The sequence below is a fragment of the Actinophytocola xinjiangensis genome (assembly GCF_001921215.1).
GTDB lineage: Bacteria > Actinomycetota > Actinomycetes > Mycobacteriales > Pseudonocardiaceae > Actinophytocola > Actinophytocola xinjiangensis.
This window is the reverse complement of sequence record NZ_MSIF01000015.1, coordinates 112053-132522: the sequence shown is the minus strand read 5'-3', so window position 1 is coordinate 132522 and position 20470 is coordinate 112053. Positions and strand designations below refer to the sequence as shown.

General features: G+C 72.0%; 25 protein-coding genes. 15 read left to right on the top strand and 10 right to left on the bottom strand.

Annotation, left to right across the window (positions count from 1 at the left end; all coding sequences use genetic code 11):
- The first annotated feature begins 5 nt into the window (after window positions 1-5).
- Complete coding sequence (locus BLA60_RS27075; protein ID WP_075135821.1) at window positions 6-419, top strand: GtrA family protein; 414 nt, start codon at window positions 6-8, stop codon at window positions 417-419.
- 72 nt (window positions 420-491) lie between these two features.
- Here BLA60_RS27075 and BLA60_RS27070 read toward each other — a convergent pair whose 3' ends face one another.
- Window positions 492-1091: a TetR/AcrR family transcriptional regulator gene (locus tag BLA60_RS27070; protein WP_075135820.1), complete on the bottom strand. Its 600-nt coding sequence runs from the start codon at window positions 1089-1091 to the stop codon at window positions 492-494.
- 57 nt (window positions 1092-1148) lie between these two features.
- Here BLA60_RS27070 and BLA60_RS27065 point away from each other — a divergent pair, with 57 nt between their 5' ends.
- Window positions 1149-1751 carry a dihydrofolate reductase family protein gene (locus BLA60_RS27065; RefSeq protein ID WP_425427094.1) on the top strand — a complete coding sequence of 201 codons (603 nt, stop codon included), beginning with the start codon at window positions 1149-1151 and terminating at the stop codon, window positions 1749-1751.
- Window positions 1752-1769: 18 nt separating this feature from the next.
- Here BLA60_RS27065 and BLA60_RS27060 read toward each other — a convergent pair whose 3' ends face one another.
- From BLA60_RS27060 to wzm, 5 genes are all read right to left on the bottom strand, one after another.
- Window positions 1770-2039, bottom strand: coding sequence for a hypothetical protein (locus BLA60_RS27060; protein WP_075135818.1), 270 nt, complete (start codon window positions 2037-2039; stop codon window positions 1770-1772).
- A gap of 61 nt (window positions 2040-2100) precedes the next feature.
- The gene (locus BLA60_RS27055) at window positions 2101-3177 is read right to left on the bottom strand and encodes a thioester domain-containing protein (protein WP_162293015.1); all 1077 of its coding nucleotides are present in this window, start codon (window positions 3175-3177) and stop codon (window positions 2101-2103) included.
- Between the two features lie 158 nt (window positions 3178-3335).
- Window positions 3336-4241 carry a galactofuranosyltransferase GlfT1 gene (gene glfT1 / locus BLA60_RS27050; RefSeq protein WP_211288854.1) on the bottom strand — a complete coding sequence of 302 codons (906 nt, stop codon included), beginning with the start codon at window positions 4239-4241 and terminating at the stop codon, window positions 3336-3338.
- Window positions 4241-5059, bottom strand: a complete 819-nt coding sequence (gene wzt / locus BLA60_RS27045; protein WP_075135815.1) for a galactan export ABC transporter ATP-binding subunit Wzt/RfbE — start codon at window positions 5057-5059, stop codon at window positions 4241-4243. Before wzt ends, glfT1 begins: the two co-directional genes overlap by 1 nt.
- A 16-nt stretch (window positions 5060-5075) precedes the next feature.
- Entirely contained in the window at window positions 5076-5999 is a 924-nt protein-coding gene (gene wzm, locus BLA60_RS27040) for a galactan export ABC transporter permease subunit Wzm/RfbD (protein ID WP_075135814.1), read from the bottom strand.
- A gap of 162 nt (window positions 6000-6161) precedes the next feature.
- Between wzm and BLA60_RS27035 the strand changes: the two genes are divergently transcribed.
- The 5 genes from BLA60_RS27035 to BLA60_RS27015 all read left to right on the top strand — a co-directional run bounded on the left by BLA60_RS27035 (window position 6162) and on the right by BLA60_RS27015 (window position 9090).
- Window positions 6162-6791, top strand: coding sequence for a glycosyltransferase family 29 protein (locus BLA60_RS27035; RefSeq protein WP_075135886.1), 630 nt, complete (start codon window positions 6162-6164; stop codon window positions 6789-6791).
- Window positions 6792-6856: 65 nt separating this feature from the next.
- Window positions 6857-7315 carry a hypothetical protein gene (locus BLA60_RS27030; RefSeq protein WP_075135813.1) on the top strand — a complete coding sequence of 153 codons (459 nt, stop codon included), beginning with the start codon at window positions 6857-6859 and terminating at the stop codon, window positions 7313-7315.
- Between the two features lie 153 nt (window positions 7316-7468).
- Complete coding sequence (locus tag BLA60_RS27025; protein ID WP_075135812.1) at window positions 7469-7690, top strand: hypothetical protein; 222 nt, start codon at window positions 7469-7471, stop codon at window positions 7688-7690.
- 15 nt (window positions 7691-7705) lie between these two features.
- Window positions 7706-8755, top strand: coding sequence for a pseudaminic acid synthase (pseI, locus tag BLA60_RS27020; RefSeq protein ID WP_075135811.1), 1050 nt, complete (start codon window positions 7706-7708; stop codon window positions 8753-8755).
- A gap of 125 nt (window positions 8756-8880) precedes the next feature.
- Window positions 8881-9090 (top strand): hypothetical protein, encoded by a 210-nt coding sequence (locus tag BLA60_RS27015; RefSeq protein WP_154814629.1) that lies wholly within the window; start codon window positions 8881-8883, stop codon window positions 9088-9090.
- A gap of 360 nt (window positions 9091-9450) precedes the next feature.
- On the opposite strand, the gene BLA60_RS27010 is transcribed toward BLA60_RS27015, so the two are convergent.
- The 4 genes from BLA60_RS27010 to pseB all read right to left on the bottom strand — a co-directional run bounded on the left by BLA60_RS27010 (window position 9451) and on the right by pseB (window position 14022).
- Entirely contained in the window at window positions 9451-10761 is a 1311-nt protein-coding gene (locus tag BLA60_RS27010; RefSeq protein WP_075135809.1) for an outer membrane protein assembly factor BamB family protein, read from the bottom strand.
- Window positions 10762-11181: 420 nt separating this feature from the next.
- Window positions 11182-11916: a phosphotransferase gene (locus BLA60_RS27005; RefSeq protein WP_075135808.1), complete on the bottom strand. Its 735-nt coding sequence runs from the start codon at window positions 11914-11916 to the stop codon at window positions 11182-11184.
- On the bottom strand, window positions 11913-13046 hold the full coding sequence (locus BLA60_RS27000; protein WP_075135807.1) for a DegT/DnrJ/EryC1/StrS family aminotransferase: 1134 nt from the start codon (window positions 13044-13046) through the stop codon (window positions 11913-11915). Before BLA60_RS27000 ends, BLA60_RS27005 begins: the two co-directional genes overlap by 4 nt.
- Window positions 13039-14022 carry a UDP-N-acetylglucosamine 4,6-dehydratase (inverting) gene (pseB, locus tag BLA60_RS26995; RefSeq protein ID WP_075135806.1) on the bottom strand — a complete coding sequence of 328 codons (984 nt, stop codon included), beginning with the start codon at window positions 14020-14022 and terminating at the stop codon, window positions 13039-13041. Before pseB ends, BLA60_RS27000 begins: the two co-directional genes overlap by 8 nt.
- Before the next feature lie 63 nt (window positions 14023-14085).
- Between pseB and BLA60_RS26990 the strand changes: the two genes are divergently transcribed.
- From BLA60_RS26990 to BLA60_RS26955, 8 genes are all read left to right on the top strand, one after another.
- On the top strand, window positions 14086-14817 hold the full coding sequence (locus tag BLA60_RS26990; RefSeq protein WP_075135805.1) for a cytidylyltransferase domain-containing protein: 732 nt from the start codon (window positions 14086-14088) through the stop codon (window positions 14815-14817).
- The gene (locus BLA60_RS26985) at window positions 14814-16190 is read left to right on the top strand and encodes a bifunctional UDP-2,4-diacetamido-2,4,6-trideoxy-beta-L-altropyranose hydrolase/GNAT family N-acetyltransferase (protein ID WP_075135804.1); all 1377 of its coding nucleotides are present in this window, start codon (window positions 14814-14816) and stop codon (window positions 16188-16190) included. The genes BLA60_RS26990 and BLA60_RS26985 overlap by 4 nt, the downstream gene beginning before the upstream one ends.
- A 53-nt stretch (window positions 16191-16243) precedes the next feature.
- Window positions 16244-16624, top strand: coding sequence for a VOC family protein (locus BLA60_RS26980; RefSeq protein WP_075135803.1), 381 nt, complete (start codon window positions 16244-16246; stop codon window positions 16622-16624).
- Window positions 16621-17373, top strand: a complete 753-nt coding sequence (locus BLA60_RS26975) for a sulfite exporter TauE/SafE family protein (RefSeq protein WP_075135802.1) — start codon at window positions 16621-16623, stop codon at window positions 17371-17373. Before BLA60_RS26980 ends, BLA60_RS26975 begins: the two co-directional genes overlap by 4 nt.
- A gap of 59 nt (window positions 17374-17432) precedes the next feature.
- Window positions 17433-18053: a dienelactone hydrolase family protein gene (locus BLA60_RS26970; RefSeq protein WP_075135801.1), complete on the top strand. Its 621-nt coding sequence runs from the start codon at window positions 17433-17435 to the stop codon at window positions 18051-18053.
- A gap of 111 nt (window positions 18054-18164) precedes the next feature.
- The gene (locus BLA60_RS44305) at window positions 18165-18626 is read left to right on the top strand and encodes a hypothetical protein (protein WP_075135800.1); all 462 of its coding nucleotides are present in this window, start codon (window positions 18165-18167) and stop codon (window positions 18624-18626) included.
- Window positions 18623-19720, top strand: a complete 1098-nt coding sequence (locus BLA60_RS26960; protein ID WP_162293014.1) for a PPE domain-containing protein — start codon at window positions 18623-18625, stop codon at window positions 19718-19720. The genes BLA60_RS44305 and BLA60_RS26960 overlap by 4 nt, the downstream gene beginning before the upstream one ends.
- Window positions 19713-20468, top strand: a complete 756-nt coding sequence (locus BLA60_RS26955) for an ESX secretion-associated protein EspG (RefSeq protein ID WP_075135798.1) — start codon at window positions 19713-19715, stop codon at window positions 20466-20468. The genes BLA60_RS26960 and BLA60_RS26955 overlap by 8 nt, the downstream gene beginning before the upstream one ends.
- The last annotated feature ends 2 nt before the right edge of the window (window positions 20469-20470 follow it).

Sequence of the window (20470 nt, the reverse complement as noted above, 5' to 3'; positions counted from 1 at the left end):
GCGTCGTGGTCACGGACGTGCCGAAGATCGGGCTGGTCAACCAGCTCACCCGGTTCGTGCTGATCGGCGGGTTCTGCGCGGTGGTCGACTTCGGTGTCTACCAGGGGTTGCTGGCCCTGGACCTGTGGGTGCACCTGGCGAAGGCGTTGAGTTTCGTCGCCGGGACCACGACCGCGTTCTTCCTCAACCGGCGGTTCACCTTCGCCGCCGGGCGCACCGGCGGCGCCGGTCAGCTGGGCGGGTTCGTGGCGCTGTACACGGTGACGTTCTTCGTGAACGTGGGGACCAACGCGCTGCTGCTGGCGCTGCTGCCGCCCGGCCGTTGGCAGATCCCGCTGGCCTGGGTGGTCGCCCAGGGCACCGCCACGGTGATCAACTTCGTGATGCTGCGGACCGTGGTCTTCCGGGTCCGCTCCTGAGCCAGCGAACACCTCACCGTGCTGGAGGCCGCCAACCTGGTCACCACTGCTGGAGACCGGCGAGCCGTTGCCTCAGGCCGTGTCCTGACCGGTCCGGTGGTCGGCGACGATGCGGTCCACCGCGGCCGTCACCAGCTGTTCGCGCTCGACCTCGGTGAACACGTCCGGGAGCGTGAGTTGTTCGACGATCAGCCAGTTCAGGGTCAGGATCAGCAGCTTGACGGCCGTGGCGTCGCCGGGGAGACCGGAGGCCTCGTGGTAGGTGACGTTGGCCTCGACGTCGGCGCGGACGCGTTCGGTGAGGACCCTGCGTAGTTCGGGGCGGCGGGTGGCTTCCAGGCGCAGTTCCAGCAGTGCCAGGTAGCCGGTGCGGAAGGCGGCGACGCGGCCGACGAGTTCGCGCATCAGGACCGCGTAGGTCTCGCGGTCGCGGCTGGCGGTCCGCTGGCGGGCGATGGTGGCCTCGTCGGGCTGGAGGCGTTCGTACACCCGCGCGCCGGCCTGGGTGAACAGGTCGTCGCGGTTGGCGAAGTAGTTCGAGGCGGTGCCGGCGGGCACGGCGGCCTCGGCGTCCACGGCCCGGAAGGTCAGGCCACGGGCTCCTTCCCTGGCCAGTACCTCGATCGCCGCGTCGACGAGAGCCGCGCGTCGCTGGTCGTTCCGCCGCGCCATTTGACACCACTCCACGTGTAGTACTACGTTCAAATCACTACAAACAGAGTACTACACATGAGGAACTTGATGCGCAAGCTCGTGTACTACGTCGGCCTCTCCCTCGACGGCCGCATCGCCGGCCCCGGCGGCGAGTTCGACTTCTTCCCCCAGGGCGACGACCAGCGGGCCGCCGCCTACTCCGCCTGGATGACCGCGCTGTACCCGGAGACGATCCCCACCGCGTTCCGGGCGGCCGTCGGCGTCACCGACACCCCCAACCGCCGGTTCGACACCGTCCTCATGGGCCTGGGCAGCTACCGCCCGGGCCTGGACAGCGGCGTCCCCAGCCCCTACGCCCACCTGCGCCAGTACGTCGTGTCCAGCACCCTGTCACCGGACATCGACCCGGCCGTCACCGTCGTGCCGGGCGACCCGCTCGGCCTCGTCCGCGACCTCAAGAGCGAGGACGGCGACCTGGACATCTGGCTGTGCGGCGGCGGCCGGCTCGCCGGCGCCCTGCTGCCCGAGATCGACGAGCTGATGATCAAGACCTATCCGGTCATCGCCGGCAGCGGGGTCGCGGTGGTCGACGGCGCGTTCGACCCCACCGTGTTCGACGTGGCCGAGCGCACCGCCTTCCCCAACGGGGTCACCTTCACCCACCTCACCCGCCGCTGACCGGCCCGGCCCGGCCCCTCAGGTCGCGAAGCCGTGGCGCTTGGGCTGGCCGCTGCCGTACACCCTCGCCAGCGGCGGCAACTCGTCAAGATGTGCGGTGGCCACGTGGGCGAAGTTCACCGCGACGGTCGAACCGTCGGCCAGGGCGGGGGCGTAGACCTTCCCCTCGGCGAGCAGGTCGGTCAGTTTCGTGTCGAGGTCGCTCGCGCCCTGCTCGGACAGGGCGAACACGAGCGGCTCGCCGCCGGTGGACACGTGCAGGACCAGAGCGCGCTTGGAGTCAGCCATACCTCGACCCCACACCCGTACGGCCGCGCCGGCAAGGCGAGTTCACCGACGGCGGATCCGCTCAGAGCGCAGACCGTCGCCGGCGCACGAACAACACCGACACGATGCCGGCGCCGACCAGCACCGACCCGAGCAGCACCGGCGCCAGGACCGACGCCCCCGTCTCGGCCAGACCGGAGTCGCTTCGGCCCTGGGCCGCCGGGGACACGTCGTCCCAGTTGGCCTGGGCGGAGGCGGTCAGGTCACTCTCGCTGGCCTGGGCGACGATCAGCGACTGGGTGGGCGCCCGGTCGTAGTCCTCACCGACGAACAGGCGCCCCGTTTCCACCACCGCCGTCGCTGCCAGGGTCACCGTGGCCCGGCCGGCGGGGGCGTCAGCGGGGATGTCCAGGAACAGGTCGGTGCCGTCGCGGGCCTCGGTCACCGGCCGGCCGTCGGCGTCGGTGACCCGCGCACCCGTCGCGGTCACCGCGACCGTGGCGGCCGTGGTGGACACCGTGAGCGGGCCGAGGCGGGTGCCGGCGTCACCGGTCACGGTCCGCGGATCGACGGCCAGGGACGCGGTGGGCTCCTCGGCCAGGCCGACGTTCGCCCTGCCGGTCAGGTGGTCGTAGAGGGCCAGGACGTCGTTGGCGTTACCGGCGGGGGAGCCGGGCAGCGGGTTGTCCCGGTCCAGGTCGACGCCGTCGCTGAAGTGCCAGATCGCCGCCTGGGTGGCGGTCACGGCCTCACGTTCGTCGATCGCGTCGGTCAGCGCCGCGCCAGCGCCGGTCAGCGCGGTCGTCAGCGCGGCCGGGGAACGGACCGGGAAACCGTTGTGCAGCACCCAGTTGACCTTCGCGTGGTTCTCGGTGAACGGCGAACCGGCCCACGGCCGCTCGACCATCGGCTCCCGCTCGTCGATCTCGGTGTCGATCTCCACGCAGTACGTGCCGAGCACGGTGTCGGCGCCCAGCCGCAGGCCGATCAGCCGGGTGTCCAGGGCGGCGAACACGCCATCGCCGACGTCGACGGTGAACCCCGGCCGGTCACCGGCCGGGTCGACGGTCCCGGTCGTGGTGTCGGCGGCGGCCACTCCCGCGACCGCTCCCAGCGACAACCCGAGTGCTACCGCGCACGCGCGCGCGAACAAGGCCATGACTGTTCTCCTTGCCATGCCCTGACCAGTGCTCTGCGCGCACACCCGTCGGGTGAGAAATGTGTTGGGGCGCAATGTAATCCGGGCGCCCCAAGGTCACAAGGGGCCGGTCTGGTTGCTCACAGCGTTGAACCGTCCGGCGCCCGGAACCGTAGCGCTCAGAGGCGGAAGAAACGTTCCTTGCGGCCCTGCCGGCACAGCTTGAGCCACTGCACGAACGCCTTCGGGTCCCGCTTGGTGCCGATGAAGTACAGCCCGAACCGGATGACCTCGAGCATGCCGATCTTGCGCAGCCCCGGCTGGGACAGCAGGTAACCCCGGTTGCGGTAGGTGTAGTACCGCTTGATCTCGTTCTCCGGGTCCTGCGCGTGCAGCCGCCCGCCCAGCATCGGCTTGAACTCCTCCGAGCCGTCCGGGTGCAGGTAGGCCGCGCGCAGGCTCGTGCCGAACGGCAGGCCGGACCGCACCAGCCGCCGGTGGATCTCCACCTCGTCGCCCCGGAAGAACAACCGGTAGTCCGGCACCCCGATCACGTCGAGGGTGGACGCGCGGAACAGCGCCCCGTTGAACAGCGACGCGATCCCGGGCAGGAAGTCCTCACCCAACTCGTCGGTGCCGCGCTTCCAGGTCAGGCCCTGGCGCAGCGGGAACGCTAGCTTGGCCGGCGTCTCGATGTTGGTCACCACCGGCGAGACCTGCGCCAGGTTGCGTGAGCGGGCCTCGCCGAGCAGCGTCTCCAGCACGGTCTCGTCGGCCGGGCGGCCGTCGTCGTCGGCGCACCACACCCACTCCGCGCCCAGGGCAAGGGCGTGCAGCATGCCCAGGGCGAACCCACCGGCGCCACCCAGGTTGCGCCGCGACGGCAGATACGTCGTGGGCACCTGGGAGGACTCGACGATGTCGCGCACCGGCTCGTCCGGGCCGTTGTCCACCACGATCAGGTGGTCCGGCGGCCGGGACTGGGTGGCGATCATCTTCAGCGAGTGGGCGAGCAGTTCCCGGCGGTGGCGCGTGACGACCACCGCCACCACCGCGTCCGCCGGCAACTGCTCGGAAAGGTTCATCAGATCTCGCCGCTCTTGGTGGTCAGCACGGGCGACTCACCGAGCCGCTCCAACGTGTCCTTGTCGAGGTGAGCGTAGGGGTCCCGGCCCTTGTACGCGGTGATCACCTCGCGCAGGGAGCCTTGCATCTTCACGTGCCCCTCGTCCATCCAGATCGCCGAGTTGCACAGTTCGAACAGCAGATCGTCCTGGTGGGAGGCGAAGACCAGCATGCCGGAGCGCTTCACCAGGTCGACCATCCGCGAGCGCGCCTTGTTCAGGAACGCCGCGTCGACCGCGCCGATGCCCTCGTCGAGCAGCAGGATCTCCGGGTCGATCGAGGTGACCACGCCCAGCGCCAGGCGCACCCGCATACCGGTGGAGTAGGTGCGCAGCGGCATCTGCAGGTAGTCGCCGAGCTCGGTGAACTCGGCGATGTCCTCGACCCGCTTCTCCATCTGCTTGCGGGTCATGCCGAGGAACAGTCCCCGGATCATGATGTTCTCCAGGCCGGAGATCTCCGGGTCCATGCCCACGCCGAGGTCGAACACCGGCGCGATCTTCCCGACGATCCGCGACGAGCCCCGCGTCGGCTCGTAGATGCCGGCAAGCAGGCGCAGCAGCGTGGACTTGCCGGCGCCGTTGTGGCCGACCAGGCCCACCCGGTCACCGGTCTTGAGGTTCAGCGAGATGTCGTGCAGCGCCTCGATGATCGGCACCTTCTGCTCGGTGCCGATCTTTCCGCCGACCTTGCCGAGAACGGCCTTCTTCAGCGACCTCGTCTTCGCGTCGAAGATCGGGAAGTCGACGGAGGCGTTCCAGACGTCGATGCTCACCATGTCGTTATCGCCTCACTCAGACCCAGTAGGAGACCCGGGCACGGTAGTTGCGCATGGCCACGAGAGCCAGGCCCCACCCCACCACGGTAAACGCTAGGACGACCACCCAGTGGTGCCAGCTCTGCTCGTTACCGATCAGTGGCGCCCGCAGTAGCTGGATGTAGTGGTAGAGCGGGTTCAGCTCGGCCACCCAGATCCGCCAGCCCGCGCTGTCCTCACCGAAGCGCGCGGCCAGGATGTCGGTCGACCACACGATCGGCGTCATGAAGAACAGCAGCTGGGTGATGCTCATGATGACCTGGGGGATGTCCCGGTACCGGGTCGAGATGATGCCGAACAGGATCGCCACCCAGCCGCCGTTGACCGCCAGCAGCACGAACGCCGGGATGGCCAGCAGGGCCGCCCAGCTCAGGCCCGGCTGCGGGACGCCGTCCTTGGTGATCGTGTAGCCGACCTTGGACAGCGGGCCCCAGAAGATCGCCAGGACCACGAAGTACACGAGCAGGTTGTGCGCGAACATCAGCGTGAGCCGCCACACCGTGCGCAGCGCGTACACCGTCAGCGGTGCCGGCAGGTGCTTGATCAGACCCTCGTTGCGGATGAACGTCTCGGTGCCCTCGGTGAGGCAGCCGTTGATGAAGTTCCACACGATGAAGCCGACCGTGAGGTACGGCAGGAAGGTCCCGATCTGGGCCTGGAACAGCTGGGAGTACAGCAGCCCGAGACCGACCGCGGTGATGGCCATGGACAGCGTGATCCACAGCGGACCGATGACTGATCGTCGGTAGCGCTGTTTGATGTCCTGCCATCCGAGGTGGCCCCACAGCTGACGCTGACGGAAACCCTCGACGATGTCCGACCACGCCTTCGCCCAGCTCCGGGACGACGGTTGGCGTGGTGGGCTGGCCTGCTCCTGCTCGGCCGTGCTGGTTGCTGGCACGGTTGTCGAGAGTACCGCCGTGCGCGCGGGGCTCCACAGGGGCCGCGAGTGTCCGGAATTGTCCTCGTTGCAGGGAACTTCTGGCGAAGTCCACCCGTTCGGGCGCCCCGAGTGCTGGTAACTTCTCGCGTCATGGTCGAGGTCGCCCCGCAGCCGAGCCTGCTGCGTTCGCTGCTCGACGTCTACGCCGAGTGCCCCGCGCCACGCAGCGTCGCCGTCGTGGGAAACCAGCCGCTCGAACCGGACGAGCGGCGGGCCAAGATCGTTGACGCCGCCGACCTGGTGATCCGGGTCAACGGCTTCCGCGTCGACGAGCCGGGCGCGCCGCCGACGGTCGGGCACCGGACCCACGTCGTGGTGTTCAACCGGGCACTGCGCGCGACGAAATGGGTGTTCGAGAACTACCGTCGGCGCCTGTACCTGATGGTCGAGCCGGGCCGGCTGCACTGGGAGCCCGACGACATCCCCGGCTGGTGGCCGGCCGACCTGGGCTTCGTCCCGGTGTCCAACCGTGAGGTGACGCTGCCGCTGTCGGACGCGCTGGGTCTGCCGACCAGGCAGCAGGGCACCTGGGCGACGACCGGCACGATGGCCGCCTGGATCGCCCGCACCAGCTACCCGGAGGCGGAGCTGACCCTCACCGGGTTCTCCTTCGTCGACGACCCGAACCAGACGTCGTGGATGCACGCGGCCGGCGATTCGTGCATCGTCGGCCCGGAGCACCAGATCGCCGCCGAGGGGCGGCTGCTGCACTCGTGGACGCAGACCAGCGCGACCACACTGCTTCGCTGAACTCTTTCTGAACGATCCTTGAAGGAAATGTGAATATGGCAGACAACCGTCCGTCCGGTGCGCCCATGAGAGCGGTGCTCGGGCTGCGCAAGAAGGTCGCCGAGCGGTTGGGCCGGATGATCGACTGGCGGATCACCCACCCGCTGGAGGGCAGCCGGTTGTACCGCCTCTACGGGTCGGTCGACGAGCACGAGCGGCAGGTCCGTGACCTGCGCGAATCGCGCGACGACCTGGCCAGGCGGCTGGCCGACCTCGAACGACGGTTCGGCGACGTGGCGAAGTCGCAGCGGTGGTCGGCGGTGGAGCTGGAGCGGATCATCCCGCAGATCGCCGGGCAGGAGTCCCAGCTGGAGTCGCTGCGGGAGAAGCTGGTGGCGGTGCCGGCGGCGGAGCGACCGGAGATCGAGGAGTCGCGCTCGCTGATCGAGGAGATCCGGCGTGAGCACAGCCAGATCCGGGTGCGCCTGACGGCCGTCGCGCAGTACGAGGACCGGCTGCGCAAGCTCGAAGATCGCGGTGCGTAGCGGTGGACCGCTGTATACGACGCTCCGTTACCCTTGTTAACAGTTTACCGGTCAACTGTTAATAGTTGACCGAAATTGTCTACGACTCAACGGGTTCAACCGGCCACGCCGTGGGGGACCCTGGGCTCACACAGGCTGTAAGGGGTCCGGGGCATGGTCGACGTACAGTGGTGGTTATCGGGTTACGACAACCGGGTGCACGCGTTCGGCAACGAGGAGGCCGACCGCGACTTCGGAGAGGCACTGTGCGAGCACAGCGTGCCCAACTCGAAAATTACGTGCACGGATCTGGGGCAGCGCTGTGTGGCCTGCCTGTTGATCTTCGGTGACATGCTCGCCGACGTGCACGGCGAAGGAGTCTGGCGCGCGTCGTAGCGTACTTTCGTCGCCATGCGCGAGGTTCGGATCGGCAAGCACACCATCGGGCCGGACCACCGGCCGTTCGTCATCGCCGAGATGTCCGGCAACCACAACGGTGACCTCGAACGAGCGCTGTCCATCGTCGACGCGGTGGCGGCCAGCGGCGCGCAGGCCCTCAAACTCCAGACCTACCGCCCCGACACCATCACCATCGACGTGGACCTCCCGGCGTTCCGGATCTCCGCCGACCACGACCTGTGGGGCGACCAGAACCTGTACCAGCTCTACGAACAGGCCCACACCCCGTGGGAGTGGCACGAGCCCCTCTTCCGCCGGGCCGCCGACCAGGGCCTGGTGGTGTTCTCCAGCCCGTTCGACCCCACCGCCGTCGACCTGCTGGAATCCCTCGACGCCCCCGCGTACAAGATCGCCTCGGCCGAGATCGTCGACCTGCCCCTGGTCGAACTCTGCGCCCGAACCGGCAAACCACTGATCATCTCCACCGGCATGGCCGACATCGCCGAGATCCACGCCGCCGTGTCCACCGCCCGCGCCGCCGGCAACGACCAGCTGATCGTCCTGGGCTGCACGTCGGCCTACCCCGCGTCCCCCGCCGACAGCAACCTGCGCGGCCTGCCGCTGCTGGCCGACACGTTCGACGTCGTCGCGGGCCTGTCGGACCACACGCCGGGGATCGGCGTTCCCGTCGCGTCCGTGGCGTTCGGCGCGTGCGTGATCGAGAAGCACGTGACCCTCGCCCGGTCCGACGGCGGGGTCGACAGCGAGTTCTCCCTCGAACCGGCCGAACTGGCGGCGCTGGTCACCGAGACCGAGCGCGCGTGGCAGGCGCTGGGCGTGGCCAGGATCGGCCCACGCGCGGCGGAACAGGAAGTCCGGCGCATGCGCCGGTCGCTCTACGTGGTCGAGGACGTGGCGGAAGGCGACGAGGTCACGCGGGCGAACGTCCGGTCCATCCGCCCGGCTGGCGGGCTGGCACCGGTCGAGCTGCCGAAGGTGCTCGGCCGGACCTTCCGCGCGTCGGCGCCCAAAGGCACGCCGTTGACCTGGGACCTCGTCTGACCTGCCGCTGTCCCCGCCGTTGTCCCCGCTGCTGTTCCCGCTGCTGTCCCCGCCGCCCGGGCCTCGGCGTCCGGTTCCGGGGCCGCTCACCGTGGGGAACGGACAACAGCGGCACGGCGTTGGTCTTGCGCGGCACGGTCCAGTCGCCGTCCAGGACCTTCGCCCCCACCTCGCTGACCTGGGCGATCGTGTCCACCGGGATCAGCTCGCGACCCTGGGTGAGGGTGGCGGTGGTCAACCGCACCAGGGTGGACCGGGACCGCCGCTGCCCGGCATCGGTGATCGCGGTCCTGGGCGCCGTGGGGGCGGCAACCGGGATCGCGTGGCGTGTGTGACTCGCCGCCAGTCCTCGACCGTCGCCCAGGCGTGGGGCAGCGTGTCCGGCGTCAACGTCGTCGTCGACCAGGCCCAGGTCCCCACCCGTATCGCCGCCGAGATCCAGGCCGGCGACGTCTCCAGGACAAGGTCCCCGGGTCCCCGCCGATCGTCCCGCCCAACGGCTGCCAACCACCGTCCCGTGACCCCGTTCCCGCTGGTAGGACCACGTGTGCCCCACCCGGGCACCTGTGGACAACTCGCCCGCACGCCCTGGGCCCGTCGGAGGTTGCGACTACCCTTACGACAAGGGATCCCCTTTCCCGCGCGGCGGAGGAGTGGGGTGGGAATTCGCTTTCGCAACTGTCTGGAAATGTCGGTCAGCTGACGTGGACCCGGTCGTAGGTGGCCAGTACCCGGCCGCTGTCCAGCGCGACGTCCAGGCCGATGCTGGTGCCGTCGGCCGTGACGCCGAGCACGGTGACGCCGTCGAAGGCCGTGGTTGAGCCGCCGCCTCGCAGGTCGATGAGCTCTAGGCCGTGGCCGGGGCGGCCGGGGACCGCCGCGAAGCCGCCGATGAGGGCGGCGCGGTCCAGGGCGGTGACGCGGTTCTCGATCCGCCACAGTTCCTGGCCGCTGTACAGGTCGCGGCCGACGAGGACGGCGAACGCGCCGCGCGTCGGGTGCGACTCGGAGGTGATCACGACGTCGGCGAGCAGCGTCGCCTGCTCGTAGTACTTCGCCGGGCTGTCGGGCAGGGCGGTGGCCCAGCGTTGCTCGCCGCTGTGGGCGTCCAGGGCGATCAGGTGGTTGCGCAGCACCGCGCCGTCGAGCCGGGTCGCGCGGACCACGACGACCTCCGGGAACGTGCCGACGACCTGGCTCACGTGGTTGTCGTGCGCGTAGTCCCACAGCGGCTCGCCGTGGGTGGTGTCGAACGCGTACACGCGCCGGTCGGCCGGGGTGACGGTGTCACGCTGGTCGGTCACCAGCTCCCACGCGCCGGTCGGGCCGGTGCCGGCCGCGTCGAACACCAGCACGTCGCCGGCGGCCTGACCGTGGACGACCGACGCCGGCAGGTCGGCCTCGACGGTCCGTTCGGCCCGCCGGTCCGCCGGGTCGACCAGCGACAGCCAGCTGGCGTCCTCGGCTCGGCGCAGCAACGCCACGGTGTGCTCGGCGACAGCCACCGCCGTGCCGCTGCCCGCCGGCGGGGCGTCCTCGACGACGACGCAGGCCCGCACCTCACCGTTGTCCACCCCCACGTCGGCGACCGTCAACGGCTCACCCGCCTCCTGCTGGGCGAGGGCCAGCCGCCCACCGACCCGCACCGCGCCGTAGCCGGTGCCCTGCTGCCGCACCGCCCACCGCCGCTCGCCGGTCCGCGCGTCGACCCCACCGACCACCCCACCCGGCGACTGCTGAACGACGACCCCGCCCAGCGTGAGCCGGGCCGCCAGCGGTTCCGGCACCGCCACCCTCGGCTCCCCGAACGGCACGGCCGTCGCCGAGAGCACCGCGAGTTCCTCCGGCGAGGCGACCTCGTCGAGCGCGGTACCGGCCGGCAACTCGGTGGTCGGGCTGATCGCGCCCCCGCACGGCTCGCCGGCGCTCGCCCACGGCCGCCACACCAGCAGGCCCGCCACCAGAACGACCGCGACCCCGGCGGCGGTGTACACCCAGCGCTTCACGTGAAGCAAGCTAGCCGGCGGGGATACCTCGCGCCGCCAGTTGGTCGAATCCACGGGCACGCCACCACCCGACGGGGTCAGCGCCGACGAGCCCCCAACGACCACGAGCCAACCGGCGAGAACACCCCACACGGCCGGTCGACCAGCGTCGGCGGGCCAGCCTTCACCGCCGGCGATCACCAGATCGAGTGAATTCCCAGCGACTTCGCCCTGGGGGTCCCCCGTTTTCAACGCTACCGGTCGCCACCGACAGTTCTTCGCCTCGGCAAGTCAGGGAGGCGGTGTTGGTCGGCCCGTGGGGGGGACCTGGGAGCTGGCCGGCGGCAAGGACGGTGAGCAAGCCAGGGGGCCTGCCGGGCGAACGAGTCGGGTGGTGGGGCCGGTGAGCAAGTCAGGGCTGTGGGACTGGGCCGGGGGGAGTCAGCCGGCGGGAATGCCGTGGGCGTTGAGTTCGGCCAACCGCCCCCGCGCGTACTCCGGTTCACGGGTCCACCCGGCCGCCGCCTCCCACGCGTCGATCGCGGCTCTCGCCGTGCGGTTGCGCGCCTGGGGCAGGGCCGGGACCGGCAGGTCGGCCAGGTCGAGATCCGGATGATCGACCCGCGCCTCGTCCCAGTCGAGCAGCCCGACGCCCCGGTCGGTGATCCGCACGTTCGGCGCGCCCGGGTCGCCGTGCACCACCGTGTGCCGGCCCGCCAACCCGGCCCACGCCGCTCGCACGGCGCGTACCGCGTCGGCGGGCATCGTCGTCAGGTCGACGTCGCCGCCGTGGTCGGCGGTCAGCAGGTCGCGGGTGGCGGCGAAGCCGGGGCGTTGCGGCCAGTCGCCGGTCAGGGCGTGCAGGCGGTGCAGGACGTCGGTGACCGCCGGCCAGTCGTAGGTCGTGGGTTCCCGGCCGCCGAGCCAGCGTTGGACGACGACACCGTCGGCCGACCGGCGGCCGTCGTCGGTGGGGATCACCGTCGGCACGATGAAGTCGTGGGTGGACAGGAACTCCAGCAGGTCCAGTTCCCAGTCGAGGGCCGGGCCGGTGCGCCGGCTGACCCGGGCGACCAGGCGTTCGCCGTGCCGGCGGAGTTCGAACACCTCGTTGCGGTGGCCGCCGGTGAGCCGGCCGACGACCGCCGCCCCGGACCAGGGTGACAGGGGGATCATGCGAAGAAGCCTCGGATCTCGTCGATGACCCGGTCGACGTCGGTGTCGCGCAGGTCCGGCCACAGGGGCAGCGACAGCTCCTGGGCGTAGAACGTCTCGGCGCCGGGGCACAGGCCCCGCCGGTACCCGAGGTCGGCGAACACCGGGTGCCAGTACACCGGCACGTAGTTGACCTGGACGCCGATGCCGCGTTCGCGCAGGTGCTCGTAGAGGGCCCGGCGGCGGCCGTCGCGGACCCGCAGCGCGTACAGGTGCCAGGCCGGTTGCGCGCCGGGCAGTGTCACCGGGGTCGCCACGCCGTCCACATCGGACAGCCCGGCGTCGTACCTGGCGTGCAGGGCCCGGCGGCGGGCCACGAAGCTGTCCAAACGGGACAGTTGGCTGGAACCCAACGCGCACAACACGTCCGGCAGCCGGTAGTTCAGGCCGAACGCGTGCACCTCCTGGTGCCAGCCGCCCTCGTCAGGGAACCGCTGGAGGTCCCGGTCGCGGACCAGGCCGTGGTTGCGGAAACCGCGTGCCCGCGCCAGCAACTCCGGGTCCACACAGGACACCGCGCCGCCCTCGGCGGTGGTCAGGTTCTTGGTGGGGAAGAACGAGAACGTCGTCAGGTCCGCCAGCGCGCCCACCGGCCGGCCGCGCCACGTGCCGCCGACCGAGTGCGCCGCGTCCTCCAGCAGCAGCGCCCCCGCGTCGTGCGCCACCTGCGCCAGCTCGTCCAGCGCCGCCGGGTGCCCGGCGAAGTCGACGGCCGCCACCACCTTCGTCCGTGGCGTGATCGCCGCGCGGACCGCCGGCACCTCGACGTTGCCGGTCTCCGGTGACACGTCGGCGAACACCACCGTCGCACCGTGCAGGGCGGCCGCGGCGGCCGTCGCGACGAACGTCATCGGCGTGCAGACGACCTCGTCGCCGGGGCCCACGCCCGCGGCCGCGTACGCCACGTGCAGCGCCGCGGTCCCCGAGGTGACCGCCACGGCCGGCGTGCCGCCGGTGACCGCCGCCAGGTCCGCCTCGAACCGCTCGACCGCCGGGCCGGTGGTCAGCCAGTCGCCGCGCAGCACCTCGGCCACCGCCGCCACGTCGGCGTCCACGATGGACTGGCGGCCGTAGGGCAGGAACTCAGCCATCCTGTTCGGCCAGGGCGCGCAGCTCGTCGTCGGTCAGCCACAGGTCGTTGGTGTCCGAGCGGTAGGCGAAACCCTCCGGCACCGGCGTCCCGTCGGCCGGCGGCTGGTAGCCCCAGCCGGCGATGTGCGGCATGACGACGTACCGGTCGTCGAGCAGCAACGTCCGCCGCGAGTCGTCGGGGGAGATCATCTCCTCGTGCAGCTTCTCGCCCGGCCGGATGCCGACCTCGCGCAGCTCGCAGCCCGGCGCGATGGCCCGCGCCAGGTCGGTCAGCCGCATGCTCGGGATCCTCGGCACGTACAGCTCGCCGCCGTGCATCTGGTCGAACGAGTCGACCACGAACCGCACCGCCTGCGGCAGCGTGATCCAGAACCGGGTCATCCGCAGGTCGGTGATCGGCAGCGCCTCGCCGCGTTCGGCCAGCGACCGGAAGTAGGGGATGACCGAGCCGCGAGAGCCGAGCACGTTGCCGTAGCGCACCACCGAGAACCGGGTCGGATGGCCGGCCGCGTAGTGGTTGCCGCTGATGAACAGCCGGTCCGCGCACAGTTTCGTGGCGCCGTAGAGGTTGATCGGGCTGGACGCCTTGTCCGTGGACAGCGCGACGACCTTGCGCACACCGCAGTCGATCGCCGCCTCGATCACGTTCTGCGAACCGGTGACGTTGGTCTGCACGAACTCGAACGGGTTGTACTCGGCGGTGTCGACCTGCTTGAGGGCCGCCGCGTGCACCACGTACTCGACGTCGTACATGGCGCGTTCCAGCCGCCGCCGGTCCCGCACGTCGCCGATGAACCAGCGCAGCCGGGGGTCGTCGCCGAACAGCTGGCGCGCCTCGTACTGCTTGAGCTCGTCGCGGGAGAGCACCACCAGCCGGCGCGGGTTGAGGTGCTTGAGGGCGTGGGCGATGAACGCCTTGCCGAAGGACCCGGTTCCGCCGGTCAGCAGGATGCCGGCCCCGTCAAGCAGCGCCATCGTTACCTCCGTGGGACAGGCCGTGGGATAGGCGGCGTGGGATCACCCTGGCAGTGCGCCATCATGGCACCCGTGCGAGTCAACGCGGTCATCCAGGCACGGTTGTCCTCCACCAGGCTGCCCGGCAAGGTCCTGCGCTCGCTCGGCACGCGCAGCGTGCTGAGCTGGGTCGTTCGGGCCGCGCGGCAGGTGCCGGCGTTCGGCGAGGTCATCGTCGCCACCTCCGAGGCCGACGACGACGACCTGGTCGCCAACGAGGCCACCAGAGCCGGCGCCACGGTCGTGCGTGGCCCGCTCGACGACGTGCTCAGCCGCTTCGAGCTGGCCGCCCAGCGCCACCCGTGTGACGCGGTGGTGCGGCTGACCGCCGACTGCCCGCTGCACGACCCGGCGCTGCTCGCCCAGGTCGTTGGCCTGTGGCAGGCCGACCCCGACCTGCACTACGTGTCCAACACGCTGGTCCGCCGGCTGCCCCGGGGTCTGGACGCCGAGCTGATCCGCCGGGACGTGCTGGCCGAGCAGTACCGGGTCGCCACCGGGCCGCACCGCGAGCACGTCACCTCGGCCGTCTACACCCGGCCCGAGCTGTACCGCTGCGCCGGGGTGGTGACCGGCGAGGACCACTCCGACCTGCGGGTCACCCTGGACACCGCCGAGGACGCCGCCCTGCTGGAGGCCGTGGTCGGTGAGCTCGGCGACGGGCTGCCGAGGTGGCGGGAGGTGGTGACGTTGCTGCGCGCCCGCCCCGACCTGGTCGCGCTCAACGCCGCCGTCGAACAGAAAACCGCGCTGTGACGTCGTTGCTGCTGCGCGCCGACGGCGGGCCGTCGATCGGGGTCGGTCACCTGGCCCGCGCCCTGGCCTTCGCCGAGGTGGCCGTCGAGCGGGGGTGGGACACGGCGCTGGCCGGTGATCTCGGCGGCGCCGACTGGCTGGCCAGCCGCTTCGCCGGCCTCGGTGTGCCGGTCCGTCCGCCGGGGCCCGAGTTGGCGGCCGACGTCGTGCTGGTCGACCACTACGGCCTCGGTGAGCTGCCCGGCGTCCAGGGGCGGCTGGTGTCCCTGGAGGACGGTCACTGGGGTCGCCGCGCCGCAGACGTGGTCGTCGACCCGAGCCTGGCGCCGGAGGGGCGCCCGGCCGACGGGTCGCCGGTGGTGCTGGCCGGCGCCCGGTTCGCCCCGGTCCGCGGCGACGTCCGCGCGGCCCGCGCCGCCCGCGAACCCGCCCGCGAGCCAGGCGACGTGCCCCGGGTGGTGGTCGTGATGGGGGGCGGTGCGGCGGCCGGCACGGTCACCGCCGCGCTCACCGCGCTGCGCGACACCGGTCTGCCGCTGGCCGTGCGGGCGGTCGCGGCCGGCGAGGTCACCCTGCCCGACCCGGCCGCCGGCCAGCGGTTCACCGCCGGCCCGCCCACCCCGGAGCTGCCGGCGCTGCTCGCCGGCGCCGACCTCGCGGTCAGCGCCGCCGGGGTGACCCTCACCGAGCTGTGCTGCATCGGCGTGCCGGCCGCGGTGGTCCAGCTGGTCGACAACCAGGCCGCCGGCTACCGGGCCGCGCTCGACCAGGGTCTGGCCGCCGGCCTGGGCACCCCCGCCGACCTGCCGGACGCCGCCGCGACCCTGCGCGCCCTGCTCACCGACCCCGAGCGGCGGGCCGCGCTCGCCGGGGCGGGCAGCGCCGCCGTCGACGGCCGGGGCCCGGCCAGGGTCCTCGACGCCGCCACCCTGCGCGTGCGCGCCGCCACCCCCGCCGACGCCGACACCCTGCTGACCTGGCGCAACGATCCCGTCACGCTGGCCTGGTCGCGCGGCCACCAGCCGGTCGCGCCGCCGGTGCACCAGGCCTGGCTGGCCGCCTCGCTCACCAGCCCCGACCGGCTGCTGCTGGTCGTCGAACAGGACGGTCACCCGGTCGGCACCGTGCGGTTCGACCGCGAGGGGGACACCTGGGAGGTGAGCATCACGGTCGCGCCCGACCGGCGCGGCCGGGGCCTGGCCGCCGGGATGCTCACCGTCGCCGAGGGCGCGCTGCGGGCACACGCCGGGGCGGTGACCGTGCTGGCCACCGTGCACCGGGACAACGCCGCCTCGCTGGCCCTGTTCCGCGCCGCCGGCTACCGCGACACCGGCCACGAGCGGGGCCCGTACACCCGGCTCACCCGTTCCTGAGGTTGGAGCCAACTCACACCGGTACACCTCCGGTTACGTGCGACGATGCCGTCATGTCAGCTCGGTTCAAGGACCTGGTCATCGACGCGGCCGACCACCACAAGCTCGCCGACTGGTGGTGCGCCGCGATGGGTTACGTCCGCCGCGACGAGCACCAGCCGCCCGCCGACGGTTGGCTGCGCCCGCTGGACTGGCCGGTGCCGATCATGGACCCGGACGGCGCCGGGCCGGCGATCTGGATCGTGCCGGTGCCCGAGGGCAAGTCGACGAAGAACCGCCTGCACCTGGACGTGTGGGGAGACGTCGACGAACTGGTCGGCCTGGGCGCGACCGTGCTGCGCGCCCGCGACGCCGAGATCGACTGGGACGTGCTGGCCGACCCCGAGGGCAACGAGTTCTGCGTGTTCACGCCGGTGCTCAGCCAGACGGCGTGACCCCGCTCGACGCCGGCATCATCGGTTCGGTCGGGGTGGTCGCCGGTGCGATGAACACCGTCGTGGGCTCCGGCACCCTGCTGACCTTCCCGGTGCTGCTCGCGCTGGGCTACCCGCCGGTCGTGGCGAACATCTCCAACGGGCTGGGCCTGGTGCCCGGCTCGGTCACCGGCGCCATCGGCTACCGCCGCGAGCTGACCGGCCAGCGTGCCCGGCTGTGGCGCCTGGGCGCGGTGACCGCGGTCGGCGCGGTCGGCGGCGCGTTGCTGCTGCTGGTGCTGCCGGCCGACGCGTTCGAGGCGGTCGTGCCGGTGCTGATCCTGGTGGCGCTGGTGCTGGTGGTGCTCCAGCCGTGGCTGGCGCGCCGGCTGGCCCTGCGTGAGCGACGCCACGAACACGGCGGTCCGGTGCTGGCGGCCGGCGTGTTCGGCGTCGGGATCTACGGCGGCTACTTCGGCGCGTCGCAGGGCGTGCTGAACCTGGCGCTGATGGGGATCATGCTCGACGAGGACCTGCACCGGCTCAACGCGGCCAAGAACGTGCTGACCGCGACCGCGAACCTGGTCTCCGGCCTGGTGTTCGTGTTCGTCGCGGACATCGACTGGGCGGTGGTGGCGCTGCTGGCCGTCGGGTCGATCGTCGGTGGGCTGTTCGGGGGGTTGGCCGGGCGGCGGCTGCGGCCGGTGTGGCTGCGGGCGCTGATCGTCGTGGTGGGTCTGGTGGCCGTCGTGCAGTTGTTGACGTCGTGATTACTCCATTCGGCTGGAACCGTTCCCTCTCGTTCACCTTTCCATGGTTGGGTATCGAGATGTCTGCTACCGCAACCCGCACCGAACCGGTTCGACTGGCCGACGGGCGCGCGCTCCGGATGACGATCGCCGAGCCTCCGGCGGTCATCAGAGGCGGGCTGGTCGTGCTCCACGAGGAGCGGGACACCGACGCCGTTCGCGCGCTCATCGACGCGCTCGCCGCCGAGGGCTGGCTGGTCGTCGCGCCGCACGTGGACGTCTCCTCGGCGCTGGCCGACGTCGACATCGCGTTCGGTTTCCTGGCCCAGCACGGGATCGGCGCGGACATGATCGGTGTCGTCGGCTTCGAGCTCGGTGGCGCGGTGGCGATGGTGGTCGCCGCCAGACGGGGAATCGGCGCGGCGGTGTCGGTGTCGGCCGGCGGGGCGCTGGCGCCGAGGGCACCGGGGCTGCCGGCGATGGTCGAGGTGGCCGGCGAGTTGCGCTGCCCGTGGCTGGGGCTCTACGGCGACACGCACGCCGAGGAGGTCGAGCGGCTGCGGTGGGCGGCGGCGCGGTCGGTGACCGCGACCGACGTGGTCGTCTTCCCGGCCACCGACCACCGTTTCGACCTGCACCCGGACGCGGCTTTCGAGGCGTGGCAACGCATGCTGAACTGGTTCGACGCGCACCTGCGCTGAGTTCCCCGCCGGAATGCCCTGATCCGCCACGCGTTCCCGGCTTCGGTCGGTACTGTGACAGTCACCGCCCGACAGTCACCTTCGCAGTAGTCAGGATGAGGGGTATTCCCGATGGTCGAGCCAACGCCGCCGCCGGAACCGTTTCCCGCGGCGGCCGCGCGTACTCTCGCCCCGGTCGCCGGGCAGGTCGAGCAGGTCAAACAGCAGGCGGCGGCCGGCGACCTGCGGATCGACCTCGGCGCGGCCGAGAGCCTGCTTCGCCAGGTCCAGCAGGTGCGGCTGCGGGCCGCCGACCTGGTCACCGGTTCGTCTACTTTGGACACACCGCTTCAGTTCGGGGACAACTGGGTCGGCCGGATCATCTCCGAGCGGCTGCGCACGGTCGCCGTCGACGAGAACGGCGGCGTCACCCCCGTCCTGCGGATGTTCCACGACGTGCTCGACTCGGTGGAGGCCGTCATCCGGCTCGCCGCCGGCCTCTACCGCACCACCGACGAGCAGGTCGAGCAGGACCTGCGCCTGGCCGCGAGCCGCATCGGCGAGCACCTCGGCCTGATCGGAGGCAAGCCGTGAACCCCCTCGCCCCCGGCGGGTGCCACCCGCCGCACTGGCCCGCCCCCGACATGTGCTGGCCGCCCTACCCGCCGCCACCCGAGCCCGACCCGCAGACCCTGGACTCGGTCGTCGACTGGCTCACCTACCCCCACCCGGACCTGTACCGGATGGTCCACCAGGGCCTGGACCTGACCGGCGCCATGGAGGTCTCCGCGCAGTGGGCGCGCCTGGGCGAGGACCTCGCCGACATCGGCACCACCCTGTCCCGGATCGTCACCGACTCCTCGGCGGCCTGGGAGGGCCCGGCCGCCGACCTCGCCCGCCAGACCCTCGCCGCGCTCGCCCACTGGGCCGAGGACACCGGCACCCAGGCCACCAAGGTGTCCGCGTGCGTCACCATCGAGGTCGACAACGCCACCAACGCCCGCGACGAGATGCCGGCGCCGCGCCAGCCGGTGATCGAACTGCCGACCCCGGTGCCCACCCCGCCGATCCTCCAACCCATCGAGGCGTTCACCCAGAACGACTGGGCCACGGCCGCCGCCATCACCGCCGACCCGGCCGGCCCGCTCGCCGCCGACAAGGCACTGCACGAGCAGGCCGCCCGCACCCTGGACCGCTTCCAGACCGCCACCCGCGAGGTCTACGAGACGGTGCCCTCGTTCAGCCCGCCGCAGCTGGGCAACCCGCTGCGGACCCTGCCCGACGAACCCCCGCCGCCGCCGACTCCGCAGCCGCCCCAGCCGACCACCCCGCAGACCGGCCCGCCGCCGGTCACCGCGCCCGTGCCCGGCCCGGGCGGCGCGGGCGCCCCCGGCACGACCGGTGTCCCCGCCCGGCCCCCGGCCGTCCCGGTCGCCGGCGGCCAGGGCCCCGGTGTCGCCGACGACCCCGCCAAGCCGGCGGCCCCGGCGGCCGCGTCCACCGGACGCTCCGGCGGCCCCGGCGTGGGCGGCATGCCGATGGGGGGCATGCCCATGGGTGGCGCCAGCGGCGGCGCCGACGACCTGCAACGCAAGAACTCCCTGCTCAAGGCCGACGAGGACCTGTGGGGCGAGCACGAGACACTGGTGACCCCACCGGTGATCGGCGAGGACCGTCGCCGTGCGTGACCAGGCGTCGGGCTGGATCCAGCTCAGCTCCATCGAGTTCTTCCTGGTGTGGACGTCGCTGGGGCTGGGTGACCCGCCGGTGCCGCTGGAGGTGACCCACGTCGGGCGCACCAGTGCCAGCCGCGCCGGGATGGCCGACGAGGCCTCCCGCGCGCTGGCCGCCCGCGACCTGGGCACCGTCGACGAACCGGCCCGCGACCTCGCCCTGGTCCTGCGCCAGCTCGCCGGCGACGGCCTCACCCTGGACCTGCGGGTCCTGGGCTCAGGCTCCCCGCTGGTCGGCTACGCCACCGCCGGCGAACGCGGCGCGGCCGTCGCCGCCAGGGTCGACGGCGAGATCCGGGTCGGTTCGGTCCGGGCGGGCGCGGTCGCCGGCGACCTGCTGGCGTCGCTGCCGCCGGCGCGGGCCGGCACCGGCCGCCCGGCGAACATCCCGCTGGTCGAGTACGAGAACGCGTGCGCCGAGGCCCAACGCGACGGCGTGACCGGCTTCACCCGCGCCCTGCACGACGCGGGCGTGCGCCAGGAGGACGTCAGCGTGCTCGTGAAGGCGCTGACCACGCGGCGCGGCGGCGGCCAGCTCGGCGCCTCCTACCGGGGCTCCCGGGCCCCTGGCCTGCTGACCTGGCTCGACGGCGAGGACGGCCGGTACGCGCTGCGCCGCCACGGCGTGTGGCTGACGGTCACCCCGGCGGACCTGGCGCGCCTGACGTCGATGGCCGAGGAGATGGTGGAGGACCTGCGGTAGGT

Coding starts and splice junctions, on each gene's coding strand:
- BLA60_RS27070 (WP_075135820.1), bottom strand. CDS start 1,091: ATGGCGCGGCGGAACGACCAGCGACGCGCGGCTCTCGTCGACGCGGCG.
- BLA60_RS27065 (WP_425427094.1), top strand. CDS start 1,149: ATGAGGAACTTGATGCGCAAGCTCGTGTACTACGTCGGCCTCTCCCTC.
- BLA60_RS27060 (WP_075135818.1), bottom strand. CDS start 2,039: ATGGCTGACTCCAAGCGCGCTCTGGTCCTGCACGTGTCCACCGGCGGC.
- BLA60_RS27055 (WP_162293015.1), bottom strand. CDS start 3,177: ATGGCCTTGTTCGCGCGCGCGTGCGCGGTAGCACTCGGGTTGTCGCTG.
- glfT1 (WP_211288854.1), bottom strand. CDS start 4,241: ATGAACCTTTCCGAGCAGTTGCCGGCGGACGCGGTGGTGGCGGTGGTC.
- wzt (WP_075135815.1), bottom strand. CDS start 5,059: ATGGTGAGCATCGACGTCTGGAACGCCTCCGTCGACTTCCCGATCTTC.
- BLA60_RS27030 (WP_075135813.1), top strand. CDS start 6,857: ATGAGAGCGGTGCTCGGGCTGCGCAAGAAGGTCGCCGAGCGGTTGGGC.
- BLA60_RS27025 (WP_075135812.1), top strand. CDS start 7,469: ATGGTCGACGTACAGTGGTGGTTATCGGGTTACGACAACCGGGTGCAC.
- pseI (WP_075135811.1), top strand. CDS start 7,706: ATGCGCGAGGTTCGGATCGGCAAGCACACCATCGGGCCGGACCACCGG.
- BLA60_RS27005 (WP_075135808.1), bottom strand. CDS start 11,916: ATGATCCCCCTGTCACCCTGGTCCGGGGCGGCGGTCGTCGGCCGGCTC.
- BLA60_RS27000 (WP_075135807.1), bottom strand. CDS start 13,046: ATGGCTGAGTTCCTGCCCTACGGCCGCCAGTCCATCGTGGACGCCGAC.
- pseB (WP_075135806.1), bottom strand. CDS start 14,022: ATGGCGCTGCTTGACGGGGCCGGCATCCTGCTGACCGGCGGAACCGGG.
- BLA60_RS26990 (WP_075135805.1), top strand. CDS start 14,086: ATGGCACCCGTGCGAGTCAACGCGGTCATCCAGGCACGGTTGTCCTCC.
- BLA60_RS26980 (WP_075135803.1), top strand. CDS start 16,244: ATGTCAGCTCGGTTCAAGGACCTGGTCATCGACGCGGCCGACCACCAC.
- BLA60_RS26970 (WP_075135801.1), top strand. CDS start 17,433: ATGTCTGCTACCGCAACCCGCACCGAACCGGTTCGACTGGCCGACGGG.
- BLA60_RS44305 (WP_075135800.1), top strand. CDS start 18,165: ATGGTCGAGCCAACGCCGCCGCCGGAACCGTTTCCCGCGGCGGCCGCG.